A 23,904-nucleotide genomic window follows, 5' to 3' on the forward strand; every position below is an offset into this window, starting at 1 on the left:
CCCTTATGGTTATGTTCTGGGGATCTCGGGTCTGGCAGAAGCGCTTTTGCCGGAACAAAAGGCTGTACGTGGCAGTGCAAAGCTGACCGAAAGGTTAACTTTATAGGTTTATGCGTCAGCCGCAAACAAGCTGTTACAAAAAATTGACCGAAGAATCAAATCTGCGAACCGCATGCCAACGCCACCTACAAGATCTTGTAGGTGCCAAGCCTGTGCAAGTCCTCTATAAAAACCGCACTCACCCCCACCCCCAAGGAGCTCCGGACCATGCACATGGAAGAGCACACGCTGAGCGCAATGAGCGACGAGCTCAAACTCAGGCTAGGCCGCTTTCGGCACGAGCAATTTGTCGAGAAACTCGGCTGGCGGCTGCCTGGCCATCCGCACCAGGCGGGTTGTGAATGGGATCAATACGACACCGAGCATGCGCGCTACCTCTTGGCGTTCAGCGAGCACCGCGCCATTGTCGGCTGCGCGCGTCTGATACCCACCCCATTCCCAAACCTGCTGGAGGGTGTTTTCAGCCATACCTGCGCTGGCACGCCGCCCAAGGATCCTGCCATCTGGGAAATGACACGCTTCACCACCCGCGAGCCGCAATTGGCCATGCCGTTGTTCTGGAGAAGCCTGAAGACCGCCAGCCTGGCAGGCGCCGATTTCATTGTCGGCATCGTCAACAGCACGATGGAGCGCTATTACAAAATCAACGGGGTCAACTACGAACGACTGGGACCGGTCACCGTGCACCAGGACGAAAAAATCCTCGCGATCAAACTCTCGGCTCACCGTGAACACCACCGGTGCGTCCGCCCGCCTTCAGCCTTCATGCCCGGCGCACTGTTGAAAGACACCGCTTGATACCGGCCGAGTCATCCTTTTGGGATGGCTCGGCAGCAGTTGATGAACCTCAGATATACCCCAGCGCCACCGCGTAAGACACCGCCTGCACACGGTTGCTGGCGCCGATTTTGCGTTGGATATTGCGGTGATGGTAATTCACGGTGTCGGTGCACACGCCCATGATCACGCCAATTTCCTCGGAGGTTTTGCCGTCCGCGGTCCAGCGCAGCACATCACACTCCCGTTCGCTGAACTCGACATCCGTGTTGAACACACGAGCGTCATTCTCCAGCTCAGAAATTTTCTGGTGGGCCGCAGCGGCAAACGCTTTGGTCACCGGCTTCAAGGCTTCGAACTCCTGAGGGCTGATGACGTTGTCCTTGCGTGCAATGCTCAACACCCCTACCCGGCCCTGGGTGTTGAACGAAGGTTGCGCCAGGCCATGGCACAGACTCGAATCGTTGGCCTCAGACCACAGCTCAGGGCACCCCTTGAATAGCGCATTGCTCCACAAGATGGGGGCGGACGAGACTTTGCTGTGTTTCACCGTGGGGTCAATCGCCGCGTAGTTCGCTGCCTGGTATCGCGCTATCCAATCCTTGGGATAATTACTGTACATATACGTTTTGGGCCGCATGAACGGGGTTGCGCTGCACATGCCATAGGCGAAAAAATCAAACTGCAGTTCACGTAAGGCCCTCAATGCAACAGCCGTAAACTCCTGCATGTTCATAGTTTGCGCAAAGATACTGTAAAAATAAGCATCCCATCCCAACAGCTGTCCTAATTCCATTTGAACACCACTCGAGTTGGAAACGAGTCGTGAGACTAGACGAACCTGAACTCATGTCAATACACAATGTTCGAAGGTTATAGACCGCTTCGCAATAGCGAAGGGTTTATTGTGCCTAACGAACTAACTAGCCATAGGCCATTGATAGCCTGGCGATGTTAGCGGGCCATCGGTACGGTTTGGCCGACGAACGAGCCGGTTGATTCATAATAGTGCAACACACCCTCCGATGGATTTGCATCCAACCCATTCACGCACCCGCCGCTACAAGATCTGGTAGTTCCTGCCGCGAGAAGTGCAGGTGTATAAACAACACGCCTCAGCACGCTCTCACCCTCCACAGTTAAAACCTGTCAATGCTGACGTGCGTTATTAACTAAATATTTACTTGATTTTCAAAAACGTTAATCAAATTAAGGAGAACATGGCTCATGTCGGTTTCGCTTTGCGCCAGTGGCTTTAATGATCAGCTTGAACTTCGCCGAAAAAACCGCGCCACCGTGGAACAGTATATGCGCACTCATGGCAAAGATCGCCTGCGTCGGCATGAACTGTTCACCCCGGATGGCAGCGGCGGTTCGTGGAACACCGAAACCGGTAAACCCTTGGTATTCAAGGGCCACGCGAAACTTGCCGCCCTTGGCGTGTGGCTCGAGCAGTGCTTCCCAGACTGGCAGTTTCACAACGTGCGGGTGTTTGAAACCGACAACCCCAACCACTTCTGGGTCGAAAGTGATGGCCGTGGCAAAACCCTGGTTCCCGGCTATCCGGAAGGTTATTGCGAAAATCATTACATCCATTCTTTCGAATTGGACAACGGCAAGATCAAGCAAAACCGTGAATTCATGAACCCCTTCGAACAACTGCGCGCCTTGGGCATTCCGGTGCCAAGCATCAAGCGTGAAGGTATCCCCGCCTCATAAACCCTTTCATTATTGGAGAGTGAACATGCCTACTCATGCAGCGCGACAACTAACCGCTCACGACATAAGCGAACTTCGCCGCAAGAACCGCGCCACAGTCGAGCAATATATGCGCACCCATGGCCAGGATCGCCTGCGCCGCCATGAACTGTTTACCGAGGACGGTTCGGGTGGCTTATGGACCACAGACACCGGCGCGCCGATTGTAATCAGTGGCAAGGCCAAGTTGGCCGAACATGCTGTTTGGTCACTCAAGTGCTTCCCGGATTGGGAATGGTACAACGTCAACGTATTTGAAACCGACGACCCCAACCATTTTTGGGTCGAGTGCGATGGCCACGGCAAGATCCTCTTTCCAGGTTATCCCGAAGGGTATTACGAGAACCACTTCCTGCACTCCTTCGAACTGGAAGACGGCAAAGTAAAACGCAATCGCGAGTTCATGAACGTCTTTCAACAACTGCGCGCCTTGGGCATCCCCGTGCCGCAGATCAAGCGTGAAGGCATTCCTACTTAATCCTTTGGGAGAGTAATCGCATCATGGAAGACTTACTGAAACGGGTTCTAAGTTGTGAAGCGTTCCAGCAGCCTCAATGGAGCGAGCCCTCACAATTGCATGACGCGCAGGCCTACCTCAGGGACAGCGCATCACTGATTCGCGTCGAAGACATCCTGGTGCTGCGTGCCACCTTGGCCAGGGTGGCGGCGGGCGAAGCGATGATCATCCAGTCCGGAGACTGCGCCGAGGACATGGATGAAAGTGCTCCCAGCCATGTGGCCCGCAAGGCCGCGGTGCTGGACATCCTGGCCGGTGCGTTCCGGCTGGTGACGCAGCAACCGGTGGTGCGCGTCGGGCGGATTGCCGGGCAGTTCGCCAAGCCGCGTTCCAACAACAGCGAGCGCATCGGCGATGTCGAGTTGCCGGTGTATCGCGGTGACATGGTCAACGGCCGCGAAGCGGTCTGCAACCATCGCCAGCATGATGCACAACGCCTGGTACGAGGCTATCGCGCGGCCCAGGACATCATGCATCACCTGGGCTGGAAAGAACCCGCCAGCAAGGAACAGCTGAGCGGCTCTCCCGCCTGGACCAGCCACGAAATGCTGGTGCTCGACTACGAATTGCCGCAAGTGCGCAAGGACGAACAGGGCCGGGTGTTTCTCGGCTCAACCCACTGGCCGTGGATCGGCGAGCGTACCCGTCAGTTGACGGGTGCTCACGTGGCACTGCTCAGCGAAGTGCTCAACCCGGTGGCCTGCAAGGTCGGCCCGGACATCACCCAGGACCAGTTATTGAGCCTGTGCGAGCGCCTGGACCCAAGGCGCGAGCCCGGCCGCCTGACCCTGATTGCGCGCATGGGAGCCCACAAAGTCGCTGATCGCCTGCCGCCACTGGTTGAAGCGGTGCGCCACGCCGGGCACAAGATCATCTGGCTCAGCGACCCGATGCACGGCAACACCATCGTCGCGCCCTGCGGCAACAAGACCCGCATGGTGCAGACCATCACCGAGGAAATCACCGCCTTCAAACATGCCGTGACCTCGGCCGGTGGCGTGGCTGCCGGCCTGCACCTGGAAACCACCCCTGATGACGTCAGCGAGTGCGCCTCCGATGCCGCCGGCCTGAGCCAGGTGGCCAGCCACTACAAAAGCCTGTGCGACCCACGCCTGACCCCTTGGCAAGCCATCACTGCAGTGATGGCCTGGAAAAACCTGCCCTCCTCCACCCTTGCCTACCTTTGACTGGAGTTTGTCGCCATGACTGGCATTCCATCGATTGCCCCGTACGCCCTGCCTACTGCCCGCGACCTGCCCGTCAACCTCGCGCAATGGCGCGTCGACCCCGAACGCGCCGTGCTGTTGGTGCACGACATGCAGCGTTACTTCCTGCGGCCCTTGCCCGATGCCCTGCGTGAAGCCGTCGTGGCGAATTCCGCGCGCATTCGCCAGTGGGCTGTCGACCACGACGTGCCGGTGGCTTACACCGCCCAGCCAGGCAGCATGAGCGAGGCACAGCGCGGGCTGCTCAAGGATTTCTGGGGCCCTGGCATGAAGGCCAGCCCCGCCGACCGCGAGGTGGTCGACGCGCTGACGCCCAAGCCGGGTGACTGGCTGCTGACCAAGTGGCGCTACAGTGCGTTCTTCAACTCCGACCTGCTGGAGCGCATGCACGCCAACGGGCGCGATCAGTTGATCCTGTGCGGGGTGTATGCCCATGTCGGGGTACTGATTTCTACCGTGGATGCCTACTCCAACGATATCCAGCCGTTCCTCGTTGCCGACGCGATCGCGGACTTCAGCAAGGCGCACCACTGGATGGCGATCGAATACGCCGCCAGCCGTTGCGCCATGGTCATCACCACCGACGAGGTGGTGCTATGAGCCAAGCTGCCGCCTGCCTCATGGAACGCATTCTGCAGCCGGTGCCCGAGCCGTTTGCCCTGTTGTATCGTCCCGAATCCAGCGGCCCGGGGCTGCTGGACGTGCTGATTGGGCAGATGTCGCAGCCGCAGGTCCTGGCCGATATCGACTTGCCTGCCCCCTCAATCGGTGCCCCGCGCCTGGATGTACTGACGCTGATTCCTTACCGCCAGATTGCCGAACGCGGCTTTGAGGCGGTGGACGATGAGTCGCCGCTGCTGGCGATGAACATTACCGAGCAACAATCCATCGGCATTGAACAGTTGCTGGGATTGCTGCCAGACGTGCCGATCCAGCTCAACGGCGAACGCTTCGACCTCAGCGACGCCCGCTATGCCGAGATCGTCAGCCAGGTGATCGCCAACGAAATCGGCTCAGGGGAAGGCGCCAACTTCGTGATCAAACGCACCTTTATGGCGGAAATCAGCGAGTACGGCCCCGCCAGCGCGCTGTCATTCTTTCGCCATCTGCTGGAGCGCGAGAAAGGTGTTTACTGGACCTTCATCATTCACACCGGCAGCCGCACCTTCGTGGGCGCCTCGCCCGAGCGGCACATCAGCGTCAAGGATGGGCTGGCGGTGATGAACCCCATCAGCGGCACCTACCGTTACCCGCCCGCGGGGCCCTGTCTGACGGACGTCATGGCCTTTTTGGCCGACCGCAAGGAAGCCGATGAGCTGTACATGGTGGTCGATGAAGAGCTGAAAATGATGGCGCGCATTTGTGACGACGGCGGCCACGTTCTCGGTCCTTACCTCAAGGAGATGACGCATCTGGCCCACACCGAATACTTCATTGAGGGCAAGACCCGACGCGACGTTCGCGACATCCTGCGCGAAACCCTGTTCGCCCCGACCGTCACCGGCAGCCCGCTGGAAAGCGCCTGTCGGGTCATCCAGCGCTATGAACCGCAAGGCCGCGCGTACTACAGCGGCATGGCCGCGCTGATCGGCAGCGATGGCAAAGGTGGACGGTCCCTGGACTCGGCCATCCTGATTCGCACCGCCGACATCGATAACAGCGGCCAGGTACGCATCAGCGTGGGCTCGACCATCGTGCGTCATTCCGAGCCCATGACCGAAGCCGCCGAAAGCCGCGCCAAGGCCGCCGGCCTGATAGCGGCCTTGAAAAACCAGGCGCCCTCGCGCTTTGGCAGCCACCTGCAGGTCCGCGCAGCGCTGGCCAGCCGCAATGCCTACGTCTCGGACTTCTGGTTGATGGACAGCCAGCAGCGCCAACAGACCCAGGCCGATTTCAGCGGGCGCCAGGTGCTGATCGTCGATGCCGAAGACACCTTCACCTCGATGATCGCCAAGCAGCTGCGGGCCCTGGGCCTGATAGTGACGGTGTGCAGCTTCAGCGATGAATACAGTTTCGACGGTTACGACCTGGTGATCATGGGCCCAGGCCCCGGCAACCCGAGTGATGTTCAGCTGCCGAAAATCGACCATCTGCACGTGGCCATCCGTTCCTTGCTCAGCCAGCAGCGGCCATTCCTCGCGGTGTGCCTGAGCCATCAGGTGTTGAGCCTGTGCCTGGGCCTGGAGCTGCAACGCAAGGCCATTCCCAATCAGGGCGTGCAAAAACAGATTGACCTGTTCGGCAACGCTGAGCGGGTGGGTTTCTACAACACCTTCGCCGCACAGAGTGCCAGTGACCGCCTGGACATCAACGGCATCGGCACCGTCGAAATCAGTCGCGACAGCGAGACCGGCGAGGTGCATGCCCTGCGTGGGCCATCGTTTGCCTCGATGCAGTTTCATGCCGAGTCGCTGCTGACCCAGGAAGGCCCGCGCATCATCGCCGACCTGCTGCGTCACGCCCTCATTCACACGCCTGTCGACAGCAATATATCGGCCGCCGGGAGATAACCATGCACCACTACGTCATCATCGATGCCTTCGCCAGCGTCCCGCTGGAAGGCAACCCGGTCGCGGTGTTCTTCGACGCCGATGATTTGCCGGCGCCGCAAATGCAACGCATCGCCCGAGAAATGAACCTGTCGGAAACCACCTTCGTGCTCAAGCCACGCAACGGCGGTGATGCGCTGATCCGGATTTTCACCCCGGTCAACGAACTGCCCTTTGCCGGCCACCCGTTGCTGGGGACGGCCATCGCGCTGGGCGCGCACACCGACAATCACCGGCTGTACCTGGAAACCCAGATGGGCACCATCGCCTTTGAACTGGAGCGCCAGAACGGCAGCGTGATCGCCGCCAGCATGGATCAGCCGATACCGACGTGGACGGCCCTGGGCCGCGATGCCGAATTGCTCGAGGCGCTGGGGATCAGCGACTCGACCTTTCCCATCGAGATCTATCACAACGGCCCGCGTCATGTGTTTGTCGGCCTGCCGAACATCCAGGCCTTGTCGGCCCTGCATCCGGACCACCGTGCGCTGTCGAGCTTTCACGACATGGCGATCAACTGTTTCGCCGGCGCCGGGCGGCGTTGGCGCAGCCGGATGTTCTCACCGGCTTACGGCGTGGTTGAGGATGCGGCCACCGGCTCGGCTGCCGGGCCGTTGGCGATCCATTTGGCGCGCCATGGCCAGATCGAATTTGGCCAGCAGGTGGAGATCTTGCAGGGTGTGGAAATCGGCCGCCCGTCCCTGATGTTCGCCAGGGCTGAGGGCCGCGCCGATCAACTGACGCGCGTCGAAGTCTCCGGCAATGGCGTCACCTTCGGGCGGGGGACCATCGTGCTATGAACAGTTCATTGCAAGGTAAGCCGCTGCTGGGTAAAGGCATGTCCGAATCCCTCACCGGCACACTGGATGCACCGTTCCCCGAGTACCAGACACTGCCCGCCGACCCCATGAGTGTGCTGCGCAACTGGCTGGAGCGCGCACGGCGCGTAGGCATCCGCGAACCCAAGGCGCTGGCGCTGGCCACCGCCGACGGCCAGGGCCGGCCCTCGACGCGCATCGTGGTGATCAGTGAGATCAGTGACACCGGGGTGTTGTTCAGCACCCATGCCGGCAGCCAGAAAGGCCGTGAGCTGAGCCACAACCCGTGGGCGTCGGGCGTGCTGTATTGGCGCGAAACCAGTCAGCAGATCATCCTCAATGGCCAGGCCGTGCGCTTGCCGGATGCCAAGGCGGATGAGGCGTGGCTCAAGCGCCCGTATGCCACACATCCGATGTCGTCGGTGTCTCGCCAGAGCGAAGAACTGCAGGATGTTCAGGCCATGCGCAACGCCGCTCGCGAACTGGCCGAAGGCCAAGGTCCACTGCCGCGTCCTGAGGGCTATTGTGTGTTCGAGTTGCGTCTTGAATCGCTGGAGTTCTGGGGGAATGGGCAAGAGCGGCTGCATGAGCGGTTGCGCTATGACCGCAGCGATAACGGCTGGAGGGTGCGGCGTTTGCAGCCTTGACTGCACAAACTACGAACATCGAAGGACGCTGTAGATCTCAGAAACCACCTGAGCCGTGGCGTCCTCGATCGTTGTTTCATTACGGCATAAAACCCAGCCGTGATCGGTCATCGCGCGCTCGAACGCCTGAGTACACGCGACATGCTCTTCCAGCTTGTGCATCACAGTACTGCTCAGCCCACGCCGTCGCTCGGCTGCCCTCGCCCAAGAAATATCAGGGGCGGTGACCACGCCGACATGCAGGTCGGGCACTTGCACGTTTCGATCAATGTTCAACTGCAGAATGTCTGCAAACCCGACGATCCGGCGAAACGCTGCATCAGAGGGGTACCAGCGATCAATCAAGATGATGCTACCGGCGGGCTGTCTGGCCAGTACGTGGCGGGAAATCCAGGCACGGCTGTCAGCAAAGCGCTCACACACCCTCAGCTCCAACTCCCGGCTGGGGTGTCTGACGAGAGTGTTAACGAGGGCCATGGTTTCAGCCCTGTAGGGATCGCTTTTTTGCTCGCTGAGTCGGATCACCTTTTGCCTGTCTGCCCTCAGCACTTGGGTCACAGCTTCCAAAAGCGTGGTTTTACCAGTGCCCTTGGGGCCATCGAGAGAAACAAACAGTGGACGACTCATACTTCACATAATGATTGGTAGCGGTTTATTGGGCTCTGTTCGTTCGCTGGAGCCGCCTGGCGCGACGACGCGAATCGAGTGCGGAGCCCATATGAACAGACATTACTGAAGGCGTCGATGAACAATTGGCAAACCCGCCATCAAGCTACCCCGCCCGATTCCAAAGCACGGGGTGCCAGGCGGACTCAAGGGTGACCCTTCAGCAGAAACGAAGTCCCCCACGCCAACGGCGCCAAGCCCAAATGTGCCGCCAGCGTCTGGCCGATATCGGCAAAGCTGCCGCGCTCGCCCAGCCAGCCAGCCGCAACGCCTGCCCCAAAAGCCAAGACCGGCACATGCTCACGGGTATGATCGCTGCCCGGACGCGATGGGTCGCAACCGTGGTCGGCGCTGATGATCAGCAACGTCTGTGGGTCCATCAACGCCAATAATTCCGGCAGCCTGCGGTCGAACGCTTCCAGCGCGGCAGCGTAGCCGACCAAGTCGCGACGGTGCCCGTAGAGCATGTCGAAGTCGACGAAATTGGCGAACACCAGGCTGTTGTCCGGCGCCTGCTGGTAAGCCTTGAGCGTGGCATCGAACAGCGCGTCGTTGCCATCTGCCTTGTACAACCGGCTGATGCCGCGGTGCGCGAAGATATCGCCGATCTTGCCCACCGCCTGCACGCTGCCGCCAGCTTCGCACAGATGATCCAGCAGCGTCGGCGACGGCGGTGGCACCGTGTAGTCGCGACGATTGCCGGTGCGGCGAAACTCGCCCGCGCGCTCGCCGGTGAACGGCCGGGCAATGACCCTGCCGACGGTGTATTCATCACACAAATCGCGCGCGATTTCACACACCCGGTACAGCTCATCCAGCCCGAAATGGCCTTCATGGGCGGCGATCTGCATCACGCTGTCGGCCGAGGTGTAGCAAATCGGTTGCCGGCTGCGGATGTGTGCTTCGCCCAATTCGTCCAGCACCGTAGTGCCCGAGGCATGGCAATTACCCAGAACACCCGGCAACCCGGCCCGCTCAATCAGGTCGGCCAGCAGCTTGGGCGGAAACGACTCGACCGGCCGCTCGAAATACCCCCAGTCGAACAACACGGGCACGCCCATCATTTCCCAATGCCCGGACGGTGTGTCCTTGCCTGAGGATTGCTCGCGCGCATGGCCGTAGGCGCCGACCGGAGTAACGTCGCCCCAGTGGCCCGGCAACGGTCCGTCACCGCTGGCCGCGGCGGCAGCGCCCAGGCCCAGGCGACCCAGATTTGGCAGCCACAGCGGCCCCCGGCGCAGTGGCCCATCGGCCTCACCGCGGGCACACGCCTGGGCGATATGGCGCAAGGTGTCGGCGCCGGTATCGCCAAAAACAGCAGCGTCGGCACTGGCGCCGATGCCCAACGAGTCCAGCACCAATACGATGGCTTTGCTCATAGGATGGCCTGGATCAAATCACGTGAGGCCAGGCTCGAACCGCCCAACCGATAGGCGGCGCGCAAGGCGGATGCGCCCTGCGCGGCCTGCTCTGGATTGCGCGCGTGAACCCAGCCCAGCGGCCGTTGCGCGCTCACCTGTTCACCAACAAAGGCCAACTCGCTGAAGCCCACGGACAAGTCCAGCACGTCGTCGGGATGACTGCGCCCACCGCCCAATGCCACCACTGCCAGGCCCACCGCCCGGGTATCGATCTCGGTAACGCAGCCCTCTTCCTCGGCCCACACCGGCACCGACACGGCGGCCTTGGGTAAATGCGCTTCAGGGTTTGCCGTGAAGCCCGGCGGGCCGCCCAGAGCGACGACCATTTGCTCGAAGCGCTGCAAGGCTGCCCCGCTCTGCCAGGCCTGAAGCAATTGATCACGGGCCTGGGCTTCATCCCGCGCCAAACCGGCCATCGTCAATGCCTGGGTGGCCAGCGCCAGGGTCACCGCCCACAGTCGCTCACTGCGCACCTCGCCTTTGAGCAAGGCGACTGCTTCGGCAACCTCCAGGGCGTTGCCGGCACTGCGGGCCAGCGGTTGATTCATGTCGGTGATCAGCGCGCGGGTATTGACCCCGGCGCCGTTGGCCACCGCGACGATGCTGGCGGCCAGTTCGCGTGCCTGTTCCGGCTCTGCCATGAAGGCGCCGTTGCCGGTTTTCACATCCATGATCAGTACGTCGAGGCCGGCGGCGAGTTTTTTGCCGAGGATCGACGCGGTGATCAGGTCAATTGACTCCACCGACCCGGTCACATCGCGGATCACATACAAGCGCTTGTCCGCCGGCGCCAGGTTGGCGGTCTGGCCGATGATGGCGCAACCGACCTCGGCCACCACCGCGTGCAGGCGTTCGGGGCTGGGTTGGCAGTCGTAACCGGGAATGCTCTCGAGCTTGTCCAGGGTGCCGCCGGTATGGCCCAGCCCACGCCCGGAAATCATTGGCACGTAGCAACCGCAGGCCGCCAGCAACGGCGCGAGCAGCAAGCTGATCATGTCGCCGACGCCACCGGTGGAATGCTTGTCCACGACCGGCCCCGGCAGGTCCCATTTCAGCACTTGGCCGGAATCGCGCATCGCCTCGGTCAAGGCCAGGCGTTCGCTCACGTCCATGCCCTTGATGAACACCGCCATGGCGAACGCCGCCACCTGCCCATCGCTGAGGCTGGCGTCGGCAATGCCGGCGACAAAGCGTTGAATGTCCATTGCGGCCAGGGCGTGCCCGTCGCGCTTACGCCGAATCACTTCTTGTGGCAACCACATACTGTGCTCCTTACAGCGAAATGAAAAAGCCGACAATCGCCGCGCTCATCAGGTTAGAAAGCGTGCCGCCGATCATCGCCCGCAAGCCCAGCCGCGCGAGTTCCTCACGGCGTTGCGGGGCGATACCCGTGAGGCCGCCCAGTTGAATGGCAATCGAAGACAGATTGGCAAAGCCGCACAGGGCGAAGGTGACGATCACCTGGGTGTGCACCGACAACAGCGGCACGCCGGCTTCGGCGGCCTTGGCCGGGGTAAGGTAGTTAGCCAGGTCGGCGTAGGCGACAAACTCGTTGAGCACCAGTTTTTCGCCGATAAAACCGCCGGCCATGACCGCCTCATGCCACGGCACTCCGAGCAGAAAAGCGATGGGCGCCAGCACGTACCCAAGGACCAGTTGCAAGGTCAATTGCGGGTAGCCAAACCAGTTGCCCGCCCAGCCCAGAAGCCCGTTGAACAGCGCGATCAACGCGATAAATGCCAGCAGCATGGCACCCACCGACAAGGCCAGGCGCAAGCCAACCTGGGCGCCATCGGCGGCGGCGTCGATGATATTGGTGGGGCGATTCTCGGCCTGGCCCAGCTCCTCGATCACCTGTTCGGTGCGGGCGGCTTCGGTTTCCGGCTCCATGAGTTTGGCCATCAACAGAGCGCCCGGTGCCGACATGAAGCACGCCGCGATCAGGTACTTGAGCTCCACGCCCAGCCCGGCATACCCCAGCAGCACCGAGCCGGCCACGGCGGCGAAACCACCGACCATCACCGCGAACAACTCAGAGCGCGTCAGCTTGGCAATGAAGGGCCGTACCACCAGCGGCACTTCCGACTGGCCGATGAAAATCGCCGAGGTCACCACCATCGACTCGATGCGGCTGGTGCCCAGCAACAGGCGCAGGGCACCGCCCACCAGCCGAATGATCCAGCCCATCACACCGATGTAATACAGCACCGAGATAAAGCTGCCGAAGAACACGATCATCGGCAACACCCGGATGGCGAACACAAAACCACCGCTGCCGAACACTTCAAACATATGCGGCGAGCTCAGGCCGCCGAACAGAAACTCGATGCCTTTGTTAGCGTAAAGCTGCAGCGATGCCACCGCCCCTGACAGCGAGGCGAGTACCGTCTGGCCCCACGGCACGTAAAGCGCAAACGCGCCGATCAAGACCTGGATCAAAAACGCCACCGAAACCGTGCGCCAGTTGATCGAGCGTCGTTGATGAGATAAAGCAATGGCAATGAGAATAAGCGTCGCTATTCCGACAAGACTGATCATGCAGGCGTCTCAACAATGGACCACGCGAATGCAGACCCGAAGGCCTGCCCAGGATTAGAAAGCGTCGAAGGCGCCCGGCAGCAATTGCTCCAGGGTCCAGGTGCGCGTGGCGGCCGGGTCACTGCCCTGACAGATCACCACCGCATCCTTGGCCATCAACTCCAGCATCACCTGGCGGCAGGCACCGCAAGGGCTTATCAGTGAAACGTTGGGTGCATAAACAGCCATGGCTTTGAAACTGCGCGGGGCATGACCCTGGCTGATGGCGCTGAACAAGGCGCTGCGCTCGGCACAGTTGGTCAGCCCGTAGGAGATGTTCTCCACGTTGCAACCCTGCACCACCTCACCGTCGGCAGTCAGCAATGCCGCGCCCACGGGGAAATGGGAGTAAGGCGAGTACGTGCTCTGGGCGGCACGCTTTGCCTGTTCCATCAAACGCTCTTCAATTGTCATGCACAGGGTCATCCCATCTTATTGCGAGCACGTCCAGGGCGGTCGTGACGCTATTGTGGTGTTATTTAAATAACAATTGATGTGAATATTCAATCTTTTTCTGCGCCTGTGAACGCACGTTCATGATGCCCGCGCAATTGCAGCGCACCACCTATCGCCTGAGCGGTCGCTGATCGCCTCCTTGCACACCGCGCAGCACGCGGAAACTGCGCATGAGGTCACTGGCGTTGGCAGGTTCAAGCACACCGATCTGAGCTGGCCGACCAGGCACGAATGAAGTAAGCCGGTCGAAAAGTCGATTGCGGTTTTATTCACCTACAACGGCCACTGCGCACACCGCTTGACCAGCTCATCCACCACGTACCTCACCTTCGGCCGCAAGTGCGATACCTTCGGCCACACGGCATGTACATCAACGGCTTCCGGCTCGTAGGTGTGCAGCACTTCAACCAGGCGCCCCGCGTCGATATCGTCCTGGAACAGGCTGCGCGGCATCTGGCACAGGCCAGCGCCGGCAACCGCCGCCAGAATCATGGCTTCGCCATCGCCAATCTGATGCGCGGCGGGAGGCGCGTACCACTGCGTACGCCCTGCCTGCATGACTCGCCAGGCCAAAGGCTGGCCACGTCGATGCCCGACAATGCAGCGGTGATGGCTCAGGTCTTCAAGGGTTTGAGGCATTCCAAACCGTGCCAGGTAACCGGGCGCGGCACAAATGGCCCAGCGTTGGCGCGTCAACCGCCGCGCTACCAGCCCACTGGTGTCCGGCAATTCGCCGAAGCGCACCAGCAAATCAATCCCCTCTTCGAACGGGTCCACCAAGTGATCGGAAAACGTCAGGCTCAATTGCAGCGCGGGGTATTTATTGGCGATCTCGAACAGCAAGGGCGCAACCACGCGACGCCCGAAAGCCACTGGCACATCGACGCGCAAGCGCCCCGAAGGCTCACCCCCATTGGGGCCCAAGCCACTTTCGGCGGTGCCGATTTCTTCCAGTGCCGTAGAGCACGCCAGGTAGTAAGCCTCGCCATCGGCGGTGAGGGAAATTCGCCGTGTGGTGCGATGAAACAGCTGCGTGCCCAAGCGCTCTTCAAGCCGTGCGATAGCTTTGCCCACGGCAGATTTCGACAGGCCCAAGCGCTCCGCAGCCTGTGTGAAGCTGGCCGAACGCGCGGCGACGACAAAGGTGATAACACCCTGGAAGGAATCGATAGGGACCATGCCGCACTCGCTGATTGTAGAGTTTTAGTCTACCCAGACTATAGCCAGAGGCCGTTTATCGCCAGCTTGCTCAACAGTAGGATGGCCTCAGTCACATAGCGGTGCACATGGCGCACCGCTCCCAGATCAATCTCTCAAGAGGAATACGTCATGCCCGTCGTACGAGTGAGCTGGTTCGAAGGTAAAGAACACGCGCAAAAAGCCGCCGTTGCCGCCGACATCACCGAAAGCATCGTCAAACACACCGGCACTGATGCCAATTACATCTACGTCATTTTTGAAGACGTTGCGCCGTCCGATTGGGCCGGTGCCGGCAAACTCTTCGCAGGCGCCCCCGACAAGTCTTGAGCGCCTCCCACTCAACAGGCGCCGCCTGGCGCCTCTGACGGAAACCCAGCATGCACCCTTATATTTCCTGTTTGTTTACCCTTGAAGTACAGCCCGCAGCGTTCGCCGAATTCAAGGCGCTGATCGCCACCATCGTCACGGCCACCCGTGCCGAGCCCGGCACCCTGATTTACGAATACAGCGCAAATGAGGATACCCGCACCGTGCATATCCTCGAGCGCTACAACGCTGATGCCGTGGTCAGCCACGTCGACACCACGTTTGCACCCTTCGGCCAGCGCTTCCTGGAACTGTGCAGCATCACCAGCCTGGTGGTGTACGGCACGCCGGACGCCGAGATCCGCAAGCGCCTGGACCCATTCGGCGCGGTGTACATGACCCCGTTTGACGGCTTCAGCCGCCAAACCGCGGAATCTCCAGCCCCAAACTCTCGCGCAACGTCGTCCCCTCATACGCCGTGCGATACACCCCGCGCGCCTGCAGCAACGGTATGACTTCCTGCGTAAACCGCGCGAACTGCTGCGGATGCCCAATATAGATATTGAACCCATCCACCGCCCGCGCCTGGAGCCACTCCTCCATCTTTTGTGCAACCGTGTCCGCCGTGCCCACAAACGCGCCCGGTCGCAGTTGGCGACCAAACTCCACTGCTTGGCGCAGCGTGAAACCTTTCTCCCGTGCCTGGTCGGCAATGCGCTTGGCATTGGTGAAAAAGCTGCTGCGCGCTGCTTCCAGGCTCTCTTGCGGAAACGGAGCATCGAGGTCGTATTGGCTGAAATCATGCCAGCCGAAATTGCGCCCGAACTCCTTCAGCGCCAGCTCGAAACTGTGATCGGCGTGATGGTAGTGCTGCTCGATTTCCCGCGCGTGCTCATCGGTGTCGCCCACATAGATCTCGGCGCCGGGCATCACCAGCAATTGCTCCGGGTCGCGCCCCAGTTGCGCCGCCCTGCCCTTTATATCGCGGTAAAACGCCTGGCCCTGTTCGATGCTGGCCGCGTGGGTGAAGATCACGTCCGCCGTGGCCGCGCCCAGGTCACGACCTTGCTCTGAGTCGCCAGCCTGGAAGATCACCGGCTGGCCTTGCGGCGAGCGTTGAATGTTCAGCGGGCCGACCACCGAAAAATGTTCGCCCTTGTGGTTCAGGCTGTGCAGTTTGCTGGGGTCGAGGAACTGGCCGGTTGCACGGTCACGCACGAAGGCGTCTTCCTCGTAGGAGTGCCACAGGCCTTGCACCACCTGGACGTGCTCGGCGGCGCGGCTGTAGCGCGTGTCGTAATCGTAATGTTCGTCGCGGCTGTAATTGCCGGCAGTGCCGGCGTCGCCGCTGGTGACCACATTCCAGCCGGCGCGGCCTTTGCTGATCAGGTCGAGTGAGGCCAGGCGCCGGGCCACGTTATAGGGCGAGTTGTAAGACGTGGTCAGCGTACCGACCAAGCCCAGATGCCGCGTGCTGACGGCCAGCGCAGAGAGCAGCGTCAGCGGTTCCAGGCGGTTCAGGTAGTGGGACGGCGAGCCCGGTGTGATGAATTGGCTGTCGACGATAAACATCAGGTCGAACAGCGCCGCCTCGGCCTGGCGGGCAATGTCGATGTACCAGTCGACGTTGACGCTGGCGTCGGCCGGCAATTGCGGGTCGAGCCATAGATTGTGGCGGCCCGGCCCACCACACCCCATGGTCAGGGCGCCGAGTTTGAGCTGTCGTTGGGTCATGTCAGAAGAGTTCCTTGAAGCGTTCACGGCTGGGTTTGGGCGACGGCGGGTTGCAGCGAGGCCGAGAAGGAATCATCGAACAGGCTCGCTGCAGAGTAAGACTTGACCAGGCCTAGGCTGGCGAAGAAGTCCACGGTTTTTTGCGCCTCGACAGGCGACTGGGCCGTCAGGGGCTCGACCGTCGTGCGCGCTCGTGCAAACCAGGCGCGTGCGATGTCGGCGTCGGCGCGGGTGCGCTTGGCCCACGCATCGGCATACGCGTCAGCGTTGGCCGGGCTTTGGCGCGTCCAGTCACGGGCCTTTTTCAGGCGCTGGAGGAAGTCACTGATTGGCGCACGTTTGGCCTCGACAGCCTTGGCATTGGCGGCGATAAAGCTCTGCGCCGGGATCAAGCCTTCAGCGGTTGCGAGTACCCGCGCCCCTTGGCGTTCCTGTTGTGTGACGTAGGGTTCCCAGGTGGCGATGACGTCAACCGAGCCACCTTCCAACGCATGGGAAGCGTCGAGTGCGCTGAGGTAGCGCAGCTGGAGTGAGTCGCGCGGGACGCCGGCTTTGTCCAGCGCGGTAAGCAGCAATTGCTGGCTCCAGGAGCCCTTCCAGACCGCCGCACGTTTGCCGGCAAGGTCGGCCAGGCTGTGGATCGACGAATCCTTTCTGACCAGGATGGCCACGCCGTCGAGGTTTTGCCGGCTGACGGCAATCACCTTGATCGGTGCACCCAATGCGCCCAGGAACAGCACCGGCGCGTCCCCCAGCAAGCCGATATCCAGGCTGTTGGCATTCAGCGCTTCGGCGACCGGCGAGCCTGCGGTGAATTGCTTCCATTCAAGCGTGTACGGCAGGTTTTCGAGCACGCCCGCCGCTTCCATCACGGCTTGCGCGTTGTAGCTTTGATCGCCCACCACCAGCGTTTGCGCGTTCGCGGTCAGGCACAGCAAGGTGGCGGCCAACCCGGCCGCCAGTGTTGTCAGGTAACGCACGTTCGTCTCCAGATGCCTGGTCAGGCATGCAAGTCGATCCGCGCGTGCGGTCTCGGCAGTGTCAGTAGGGGTTCATACGATGCCGTTATAAAGACCGCCTGTAAAATACTGATAACGCATAACCTAATTCACAAATAATGCAACTTAAGCATTTTCACGCCGCGCGCGTTGCGCCGGCACATTGCACAGTGCCCTGCGCCACCTACACTGGTTGAAACCCCGGCACCCCGCGGCCTTCTCAAGCCGCCCGGTCGGACGCAGCCGCACGCATTGCTCAACCATGACTGCCGTTGGCCAACTGATTAATCCGAGTAAATATGAAAGAGCAGCTTCGCCAGCGTGCACCCGCAGTGGTGCCAGTCCGCACCCCGTTTCGACATGCCTGTTTGCTGGCGCCGCTGAGCCTGCTGTGCCTCGCCCTCGCCGGCTGTACCGTGGGGCCCGACTTCACACGGCCCGACGTACCGGCCAATGCTGGCTTTGCCAAGAACCCACTCACGACCACCGCCCAGGCGGACATTGACGCCGGTGGCGCGGCGCAGCGGCTGATCGCCGGGATGGATATTCCTGGGCAATGGTGGACGCTGTTCCGCTCGCCTTCCCTCAACGCTCTGGTCGAAGAAGCCCTGCGCGCCAACCCGGACGTCAGCGCCGCGCAAGCGGCACTGCGCCAGGCCAACGAGCTGGTGTATGCCGACCAGGCGTCGCTGTTTCCGTCGGTGAGCGCCAATGTGCAAAAAGCCCGCGAGAAAGTCTCCGGCGTGACCTCGGGCATCCCGGAGTCGCCGATTCTCACAGTGAGTTCGGCGTCGCTGAGCGTTTCCTATGCGCCGGACGTGTTTGGCGGCACCCGCCGGCAGATCGAATCCACCACCGCGCAAGCCGAGTACGAGCGCTTTCAGCTGGAGGCGACTTACCTGACCCTGACCTCCAATGTGGTCAACACCGCGGTCAGCCTGGCGTCGTTGCGTGATCAGGTGGCCGCCACCGAAGAAATCATCACACTGCAGGGCGGTCAGCTCGACCTGCTGCAAGCTCAGCGCCGACTGGGCGCCATCGGCGATAGCGACGTGCTCACGCAGCAAACCGCACTGGCGCAAACCCGCGCGACCTTGCCGCCGCTGCAAAAGCAATTGGCACAGACCCGCAACCAATTGATGGCGTACCTGGGGCGCTTTCCAAACCAGGATCAAGGCGAACGCTTCAATCTGGCCTCGTTGCATCTGCCAGAGGCGCTGCCGGTCAGCCTGCCCTCGGCCATCGTCGGCCAGCGCCCGGATGTGCGTTCGGCGCAGGCGCAACTGCATCAAGCCAGCGCCAACATTGGCGTGGCCGTCGCCAATCAGTTGCCGCAATTCAGCATTACCGGGTCGTTGGGTTCCACGGTGGCAAGCGGCACCAAGCTGTTTTCGGCGGGCAGCGGTGTCTGGAGCCTGGCGGGTTCGATTACCCAGCCGATCTTTGACGCCGGCGCACTCGAGCATCGCAAACGTGCGGCCGTGGCTGCCTACGACGAGTCCGCCGCGCGCTATCGCGGCACGGTAATCACCGCCTTTCAGGATGTCGCCAACGCGCTGCGGGCGCTGGAGGCGGACGCCGATGCGCTGAATCAGCAGGTCGTGGCCGAACACTCCGCGCAAGCCAACCTTGACCTGGTGCAAGCCCAGTTCCGCCTAGGCGCGGTGGCGTATATCAACTTGCTCACGGCCCAGCAAACCTACCAAAACACCGTGCTCGCCCGCGTCAAAGCCCAGGCCGCCCGCTACAGCGACACCACGGCGCTGTTCCAGGCGCTGGGCGGCGGCTGGTGGAACCGCACGGATGTGAACCCCGCCACCCAGGGCACGCCGGACCGCTTCGGCCTGCCGTCGTGGCAAGAGATCATGCCGGCTCACAGCAAAGCCGCACCCGACTTGAATCATTGAAACAGTGAGAACTCCCATGGCTGACGTTCAGACCGCCTCTACCCTGCCCCCCGAACCCGGCGTACCGCGCAAGCGTCGCTTGTGGCGGCCGATGCTGATCATGATCGTGGTGGTGCTGGTGATTGTCGCGATCATTGCCGGGGTGAAATTCGTGCAGATTTCGGCGCTGATCGCCCAATCCAAAGCGCCCTTGCCTGCCGCCGTCGTGACGGCGCTGCAGGTGCCGTTCAGTGACTGGCAACCGAGCGTTTCCGCCGTGGGCTCGATGAAGGCGGTGCGCGGTGTGGATGTAACCACGGAAGTCGGCGGCATCGTGCGCACCCTCGGCTTCACGCCCGGGCAAGAGGTGGCAGCCCAGGCATTGCTGGTGCAATTGAACGCCGACTCGGACATCGCCCAATTGCATTCCCTGGAGGCAACCGCGGACCTGGCCGGTATCGTGCTCAAGCGCGACAAGGCGCAACTGGCGGTCAACGCCATTTCCCAAGCCCAAGTGGACACCGACACCGCCGACCTCAAGGCCAAACTCGCCGCCGCCGAACAACAGCGCGCGCTGGTGGCGAAAAAAACCATTCGCGCCCCTTTTGCCGGGCGCATCGGCATCACCAGCGTCAACCCCGGCCAATACCTCAACCCCGGCGACAAGATCGCCACGTTGCAGACCTTTGATCCTATCTACATCGATTTTTCGGTGCCGCAGACCCAACTGGAGGCCATTGCCATCGGCCAGGTGGTTTCGGTGACGGCTGACGGCCTGTCAAAGCAGACCTTCACCGGGCGGATCAGCACCATCGACACCCAGTTCGACTCAACCACGCGCAACGTCACCGTCGAGGCGACCGTCGAGAACCCCAAGCAAAGCCTGGTGCCCGGGATGTTTGCCCGTGCTGTGGTCAACTCGGGGACCACCCAGCGCTACCTCACCGTGCCGCAGACGTCAGTGACCTACAACCCTTACGGCACCACGGTGTTCATTGCCACGTCGAGCAAAAACGACAAGGGCGATGAGGTACTCACCGCGCAACAAACCTTCATCAAGACCGGGCCGACCCGCGGTGATCAGGTCGCGATCCTGTCGGGCGTGAAGGAAGGCGATCTGTTGATCACCAGCGGCCAGATGAAGCTCAAGAACGGCTCGCCGGTGAAGGTCGATAACAGTGCCGCGCCGCTGAACGACCCGGCGCCAACTCCCCAAGAACATTAAAGGTGTCCCATGAAGCTTACCGATACCTTTATTCAGCGACCGGTGTGGGCAGTGGTGGTTTCGCTGTTCATTCTGATCCTGGGGCTGCGCTCGATCTTCGAGTTGCCGGTGAACCAATGGCCGCGCACCGAAAACACGGTGGTCACCATTACCACCGCCTACTACGGCGCGGATGCGTCCACAGTCGCCGGTTTTATCACCCAGCCGCTGGAGTCGGCCATCGCCCAAGCCCAGGGCATCGATTATTTGTCCTCGACCAGCATCACCGGTGTCTCCACCATTACCGCGACCTTGCGGCTGAACTACGACGCCAGCAAGGCCCTCACCGAGATCAATACCCAGGTCAATTCGGTAAAGAACCAGCTGCCCGCGCAGTCCCAGGAACCGGTACTCACCATTGCCGTCGGGCAGACCACCGACGCCATGTACCTGGGGTTCTACAGCGACACGCTGCCCACCAATAACATCACCGATTACCTGGTGCGGGTGGTCAAGCCCAAACTGGATTCGATCCAGGGCGTGCAAACCGCAGAGATTCTCGGCGGGCGCCAGTTCGCCCTGCGCGCCTGGCTGGACCCGGACAAGCTGGCCGCGCATAACGTCACGGCGCAGGACGTCTCCACGGCCCTGGCCAACAACAACTACTTGTCTGCCGTGGGCTCGACGCGCGGGCAAACGGTCACGGTCGACCTCACGGCCGGCACCGATCTGCACACGGTGGATGAATTCAAACGACTGGTGATCAAGCAGAAAGGCGATGCCTTGGTGTACCTGGAGGACGTGGCCACCGTCACCCTCGGCGCTGAAAGCTACGACAGCAGCGTGGCGTTTTCCGGCAAGCGCTCGGTGTTCATCGGCATCAAGGCGGCGCCGACCGCGAATATCCTGACCGTCGCCGACAGCGTGCGTGAGGCCTTCCCCGAGCTGCAATCGCAACTGCCCACGGGCGTGCGCGGCGAGATCGTGTACGACTCAACCGAGTTCATCAATACCTCGATTTACGAGGTGGTGAAGACCCTGGTCGAGGCGATGATCATTGTCTCGGTGGTCATCTACCTGTTCCTCGGGTCGTTCCGCGCGGTGATCGTGCCGCTGGTGGCGATCCCGCTGTCGCTGGTCGGCACCTTCTTCATCATGTACCTGCTGGGGTACTCGATTAACCTGCTGACCCTGCTCGCGCTGGTTCTGGCGATTGGCCTGGTGGTGGACGACGCGATCATCGTGGTGGAAAACGTCGACCGGCATATCAAGGAAGAAGGCAAAGGCGTGCTGGAAGCCGCGCTGATCGCGGCGCGGGAACTGGGTGGCCCGATCGTCGCGATGACCGTGGTGTTGATCGCCGCGTACGTGCCCATCGGCCTGCGCAGCGGCCTCACCGGTGCGCTGTTCAAGGAGTTCTGTTTCTCGCTGGCGGGCGCCGTGACCGTGTCGGCCGTGGTGGCGCTGACCCTCTCGCCAATGATGACGTCCAAGCTGTTCAAGTCCGGGCAGGAAGAAGGTCGTTTTGCACGTAAGCTCGACCAGTATTTTGACTGGCTGCGCGGGCGTTACCACCGCGTGCTGTCTGGCGGGCTGAACATATGGCCGGTGCTGGTGACCTTTGGGTTTGTGCTGTTCCTGCTGGTGGCCGCCAGTGGCATGACCGCCAAAAGTGAACTGTCGCCCACCGAAGACCAGGGGCTGGTGTTCATGCAGATCAAAGGCCCGCCGACGGCCTCGCCGCAGCAGATGGAGCGCATCGCCGACCAGGCCTTCCAGATCGCCAGTAAAGAGACGGAATACGCGCAGATGTTCCAGCTGACCGGGCTGCCCATCCTCAATCAAGGCCTGGGCGGCGTGCTGCTGAAAACCTGGGGGGATCGCACGCGCTCGCAGGCCCAGCTGATACTCGACCTGCAGCAAAAGTGGAATCAGGTGCCGGGCGCTACCATCGCGGCCTTTCCGCTGCCGTCGCTGCCGGGCGCCCAGGGCTTGCCGGTGCAATTTGTGATCACCACCACCGACTCCGTGGAAAACCTCAATGAGGTCGCGCAGGCCGTGATGGCCGAGGCGCAGAAACAGCAGTTGTTCTGGTTTGCCGACATGGACTTGAAACTCGACAAGCCGCAAGCCCGGCTGGTGGTGGACCGGGAGAAGATCGCCGCATTGGGCCTGACTCAGGCCGACGTCGGCGCGGCGCTGTCGGCGGCGTTGGGCGGTAACTACGTGAACTACTTCTCGACCGCCGGCCGCTCCTACAAAGTCATTCCCCAAGTGCTGCAGGTCAACCGCCTCAACCCGGAGCAGATTCTCGATTACTACATTCGCACCCCGTCCGGCTCGATGATCCAGGCACGCACCGTCGCGCATATCGAAACCTCGACGCAGCCCGAATCGATCAACCACTTCCAGCAACTCAACTCGGCCACCCTGTCAGGCGTCAGCGGCGTGGCTCAAGGTGAGCTGCTGGCCAAACTCAACACGATCCTGACCAACGTGGCGCCCTCGGGTTACACCTCGGACTTTGCCGGCGAGTCGCGCCAATTCATCCAGGAGTCTGGTGGGTTCTTTGGTTTGCTGATGTTCTCGATTCTGATCGTCTACCTCGCCCTGGCCTTCCAGTTCGAGAGCTTTCGCGACCCGGTGGTGATCCTGTTCTCGGTGCCGCCCGCCCTGTTTGGCGCGCTGGCCTTCATCACCATGGGCTACGCGTCGATCAACGTGTACACCCAGGTGGGCCTGGTGACGCTGCTGGGGTTGATCACCAAGCATGGGATCCTGATCGTGCAGTTCGCCAACGAACTGCAACGCGCAGGTCACAGCAAGCGCGAAGCCATAGAAGAGGCCGCCGGCGTGCGTCTGCGCCCAATCCTGATGACCACGGCGGCGATGGTGCTGGGCGTGGTGCCGCTGGTGTGGGCCTCTGGCGCCGGCGCTGCGGGGCGGCACGACATGGGGCTGGTGATCTTCGCCGGGTTGTCGATTGGTACGCTGTTGACGTTGTTCATGGTGCCGGCGATGTATATGTTTATTGGGGAAACGCACCATCAGCAAACACCGCAGACACTCCCAGGCTCAGACTTGAGGACAACATAAACCCAAGC

21 protein-coding genes and 1 pseudogene are annotated in these 23,904 nt (G+C 61.5%); 13 read left to right on the forward strand and 9 right to left on the reverse strand.

Translation table 11 applies throughout. The features are described from left to right. The first annotated feature begins 267 nt into the window (after window positions 1-267). Entirely contained in the window at window positions 268-858 is a 591-nt protein-coding gene (locus tag AC19YS_RS21540) for an acyl-homoserine-lactone synthase (protein WP_200625403.1), read from the forward strand. A gap of 49 nt (window positions 859-907) precedes the next feature. On the opposite strand, the gene AC19YS_RS21545 is transcribed toward AC19YS_RS21540, so the two are convergent. Beyond that, on the reverse strand, window positions 908-1,633 hold the full coding sequence (locus AC19YS_RS21545) for an autoinducer binding domain-containing protein (protein ID WP_339385059.1): 726 nt from the start codon (window positions 1,631-1,633) through the stop codon (window positions 908-910). A gap of 431 nt (window positions 1,634-2,064) precedes the next feature. Here AC19YS_RS21545 and AC19YS_RS21550 point away from each other — a divergent pair, with 431 nt between their 5' ends. Genes AC19YS_RS21550 through phzG form a run of 7 tightly spaced genes read left to right on the forward strand, consistent with a single transcriptional unit; the run spans window position 2,065 to window position 8,352 of the window. Then, window positions 2,065-2,556 carry a PhzA/PhzB family protein gene (locus AC19YS_RS21550; RefSeq protein ID WP_500602617.1) on the forward strand — a complete coding sequence of 164 codons (492 nt, stop codon included), beginning with the start codon at window positions 2,065-2,067 and terminating at the stop codon, window positions 2,554-2,556. A gap of 25 nt (window positions 2,557-2,581) precedes the next feature. Continuing rightward, complete coding sequence (locus AC19YS_RS21555; protein WP_500602618.1) at window positions 2,582-3,073, forward strand: PhzA/PhzB family protein; 492 nt, start codon at window positions 2,582-2,584, stop codon at window positions 3,071-3,073. A 23-nt stretch (window positions 3,074-3,096) separates the two neighbouring features. Next, window positions 3,097-4,299 carry a 3-deoxy-7-phosphoheptulonate synthase gene (locus AC19YS_RS21560; protein WP_200625400.1) on the forward strand — a complete coding sequence of 401 codons (1,203 nt, stop codon included), beginning with the start codon at window positions 3,097-3,099 and terminating at the stop codon, window positions 4,297-4,299. Window positions 4,300-4,314: 15 nt separating this feature from the next. Beyond that, window positions 4,315-4,938 carry an isochorismatase family protein gene (locus AC19YS_RS21565; RefSeq protein ID WP_106580352.1) on the forward strand — a complete coding sequence of 208 codons (624 nt, stop codon included), beginning with the start codon at window positions 4,315-4,317 and terminating at the stop codon, window positions 4,936-4,938. Window positions 4,939-4,958: 20 nt separating this feature from the next. Continuing rightward, window positions 4,959-6,848: an anthranilate synthase family protein gene (locus AC19YS_RS21570; RefSeq protein WP_372239328.1), complete on the forward strand. Its 1,890-nt coding sequence runs from the start codon at window positions 4,959-4,961 to the stop codon at window positions 6,846-6,848. A gap of 2 nt (window positions 6,849-6,850) precedes the next feature. Further along, on the forward strand, window positions 6,851-7,687 hold the full coding sequence (locus tag AC19YS_RS21575; RefSeq protein WP_124417462.1) for a PhzF family phenazine biosynthesis protein: 837 nt from the start codon (window positions 6,851-6,853) through the stop codon (window positions 7,685-7,687). Next, on the forward strand, window positions 7,684-8,352 hold the full coding sequence (phzG, locus tag AC19YS_RS21580) for a phenazine biosynthesis FMN-dependent oxidase PhzG (protein WP_200625398.1): 669 nt from the start codon (window positions 7,684-7,686) through the stop codon (window positions 8,350-8,352). The genes AC19YS_RS21575 and phzG overlap by 4 nt, the downstream gene beginning before the upstream one ends. Window positions 8,353-8,361: 9 nt before the next feature. Here phzG and AC19YS_RS21585 read toward each other — a convergent pair whose 3' ends face one another. From AC19YS_RS21585 to AC19YS_RS21610, 6 genes are all read right to left on the reverse strand, one after another. Beyond that, window positions 8,362-8,979 carry a dTMP kinase gene (locus tag AC19YS_RS21585; RefSeq protein WP_200625397.1) on the reverse strand — a complete coding sequence of 206 codons (618 nt, stop codon included), beginning with the start codon at window positions 8,977-8,979 and terminating at the stop codon, window positions 8,362-8,364. 185 nt (window positions 8,980-9,164) lie between these two features. Further along, complete coding sequence (locus tag AC19YS_RS21590) at window positions 9,165-10,397, reverse strand: phosphopentomutase (protein ID WP_500602619.1); 1,233 nt, start codon at window positions 10,395-10,397, stop codon at window positions 9,165-9,167. Continuing rightward, on the reverse strand, window positions 10,394-11,701 hold the full coding sequence (gene deoA, locus AC19YS_RS21595) for a thymidine phosphorylase (RefSeq protein WP_500602620.1): 1,308 nt from the start codon (window positions 11,699-11,701) through the stop codon (window positions 10,394-10,396). The genes AC19YS_RS21590 and deoA overlap by 4 nt, the downstream gene beginning before the upstream one ends. A 10-nt stretch (window positions 11,702-11,711) precedes the next feature. Then, a complete protein-coding gene (locus tag AC19YS_RS21600; protein WP_500602621.1) occupies window positions 11,712-12,977 on the reverse strand; it encodes a NupC/NupG family nucleoside CNT transporter in 1,266 nt (421 codons plus the stop codon). Window positions 12,978-13,031: 54 nt separating this feature from the next. After that, complete coding sequence (locus tag AC19YS_RS21605) at window positions 13,032-13,430, reverse strand: cytidine deaminase (protein WP_256587063.1); 399 nt, start codon at window positions 13,428-13,430, stop codon at window positions 13,032-13,034. Between the two features lie 315 nt (window positions 13,431-13,745). Continuing rightward, the gene (locus tag AC19YS_RS21610) at window positions 13,746-14,651 is read right to left on the reverse strand and encodes a LysR family transcriptional regulator (RefSeq protein ID WP_500602622.1); all 906 of its coding nucleotides are present in this window, start codon (window positions 14,649-14,651) and stop codon (window positions 13,746-13,748) included. Between the two features lie 150 nt (window positions 14,652-14,801). Between AC19YS_RS21610 and AC19YS_RS21615 the strand changes: the two genes are divergently transcribed. Beyond that, the gene (locus AC19YS_RS21615; RefSeq protein WP_164487938.1) at window positions 14,802-14,999 is read left to right on the forward strand and encodes a tautomerase family protein; all 198 of its coding nucleotides are present in this window, start codon (window positions 14,802-14,804) and stop codon (window positions 14,997-14,999) included. Between the two features lie 50 nt (window positions 15,000-15,049). Further along, window positions 15,050-15,400, forward strand: a pseudogene (locus AC19YS_RS21620) (putative quinol monooxygenase); the annotation flags it as partial. Here AC19YS_RS21620 and AC19YS_RS21625 read toward each other — a convergent pair. After that, on the reverse strand, window positions 15,393-16,712 hold the full coding sequence (locus AC19YS_RS21625) for an LLM class flavin-dependent oxidoreductase (protein WP_500602623.1): 1,320 nt from the start codon (window positions 16,710-16,712) through the stop codon (window positions 15,393-15,395). The pseudogene AC19YS_RS21620 and the gene AC19YS_RS21625 overlap by 8 nt on opposite strands. A gap of 23 nt (window positions 16,713-16,735) precedes the next feature. Then, window positions 16,736-17,692 carry an ABC transporter substrate-binding protein gene (locus AC19YS_RS21630; RefSeq protein WP_500602625.1) on the reverse strand — a complete coding sequence of 319 codons (957 nt, stop codon included), beginning with the start codon at window positions 17,690-17,692 and terminating at the stop codon, window positions 16,736-16,738. 317 nt (window positions 17,693-18,009) lie between these two features. On the opposite strand from AC19YS_RS21630, the gene AC19YS_RS21635 reads away from it, so the two are divergent. From AC19YS_RS21635 to AC19YS_RS21645, 3 genes are all read left to right on the forward strand, one after another. Further along, complete coding sequence (locus AC19YS_RS21635; RefSeq protein WP_500602626.1) at window positions 18,010-19,617, forward strand: efflux transporter outer membrane subunit; 1,608 nt, start codon at window positions 18,010-18,012, stop codon at window positions 19,615-19,617. Between the two features lie 91 nt (window positions 19,618-19,708). Further along, entirely contained in the window at window positions 19,709-20,821 is a 1,113-nt protein-coding gene (locus AC19YS_RS21640; RefSeq protein WP_177413700.1) for an efflux RND transporter periplasmic adaptor subunit, read from the forward strand. Between the two features lie 9 nt (window positions 20,822-20,830). Next, the gene (locus AC19YS_RS21645) at window positions 20,831-23,896 is read left to right on the forward strand and encodes an efflux RND transporter permease subunit (RefSeq protein ID WP_106580367.1); all 3,066 of its coding nucleotides are present in this window, start codon (window positions 20,831-20,833) and stop codon (window positions 23,894-23,896) included. Window positions 23,897-23,904: the final 8 nt, after the last annotated feature.

It is taken from the genome of Pseudomonas sp. MF08831 (assembly GCF_059862645.1).

Bases quoted from the DNA above. Each gene is read 5' to 3' on its own strand.
- AC19YS_RS21575 (WP_124417462.1), top strand. From the start codon at position 6,851: ATGCACCACTACGTCATCATCGATGCCTTCGCCAGCGTCCCGCTGGAA.
- AC19YS_RS21615 (WP_164487938.1), top strand. From the start codon at position 14,802: ATGCCCGTCGTACGAGTGAGCTGGTTCGAAGGTAAAGAACACGCGCAA.
- AC19YS_RS21540 (WP_200625403.1), top strand. From the start codon at position 268: ATGCACATGGAAGAGCACACGCTGAGCGCAATGAGCGACGAGCTCAAA.
- deoA (WP_500602620.1), bottom strand. From the start codon at position 11,701: ATGTGGTTGCCACAAGAAGTGATTCGGCGTAAGCGCGACGGGCACGCC.
- AC19YS_RS21555 (WP_500602618.1), top strand. From the start codon at position 2,582: ATGCCTACTCATGCAGCGCGACAACTAACCGCTCACGACATAAGCGAA.
- AC19YS_RS21570 (WP_372239328.1), top strand. From the start codon at position 4,959: ATGGAACGCATTCTGCAGCCGGTGCCCGAGCCGTTTGCCCTGTTGTAT.
- AC19YS_RS21610 (WP_500602622.1), bottom strand. From the start codon at position 14,651: ATGGTCCCTATCGATTCCTTCCAGGGTGTTATCACCTTTGTCGTCGCC.
- AC19YS_RS21635 (WP_500602626.1), top strand. From the start codon at position 18,010: ATGAAAGAGCAGCTTCGCCAGCGTGCACCCGCAGTGGTGCCAGTCCGC.
- AC19YS_RS21640 (WP_177413700.1), top strand. From the start codon at position 19,709: ATGCTGATCATGATCGTGGTGGTGCTGGTGATTGTCGCGATCATTGCC.
- AC19YS_RS21605 (WP_256587063.1), bottom strand. From the start codon at position 13,430: ATGACAATTGAAGAGCGTTTGATGGAACAGGCAAAGCGTGCCGCCCAG.
- AC19YS_RS21560 (WP_200625400.1), top strand. From the start codon at position 3,097: ATGGAAGACTTACTGAAACGGGTTCTAAGTTGTGAAGCGTTCCAGCAG.
- AC19YS_RS21645 (WP_106580367.1), top strand. From the start codon at position 20,831: ATGAAGCTTACCGATACCTTTATTCAGCGACCGGTGTGGGCAGTGGTG.
- AC19YS_RS21590 (WP_500602619.1), bottom strand. From the start codon at position 10,397: ATGAGCAAAGCCATCGTATTGGTGCTGGACTCGTTGGGCATCGGCGCC.
- phzG (WP_200625398.1), top strand. From the start codon at position 7,684: ATGAACAGTTCATTGCAAGGTAAGCCGCTGCTGGGTAAAGGCATGTCC.
- AC19YS_RS21565 (WP_106580352.1), top strand. From the start codon at position 4,315: ATGACTGGCATTCCATCGATTGCCCCGTACGCCCTGCCTACTGCCCGC.
- AC19YS_RS21625 (WP_500602623.1), bottom strand. From the start codon at position 16,712: ATGACCCAACGACAGCTCAAACTCGGCGCCCTGACCATGGGGTGTGGT.
- AC19YS_RS21585 (WP_200625397.1), bottom strand. From the start codon at position 8,979: ATGAGTCGTCCACTGTTTGTTTCTCTCGATGGCCCCAAGGGCACTGGT.
- AC19YS_RS21550 (WP_500602617.1), top strand. From the start codon at position 2,065: ATGTCGGTTTCGCTTTGCGCCAGTGGCTTTAATGATCAGCTTGAACTT.
- AC19YS_RS21545 (WP_339385059.1), bottom strand. From the start codon at position 1,633: ATGGAATTAGGACAGCTGTTGGGATGGGATGCTTATTTTTACAGTATC.
- AC19YS_RS21600 (WP_500602621.1), bottom strand. From the start codon at position 12,977: ATGATCAGTCTTGTCGGAATAGCGACGCTTATTCTCATTGCCATTGCT.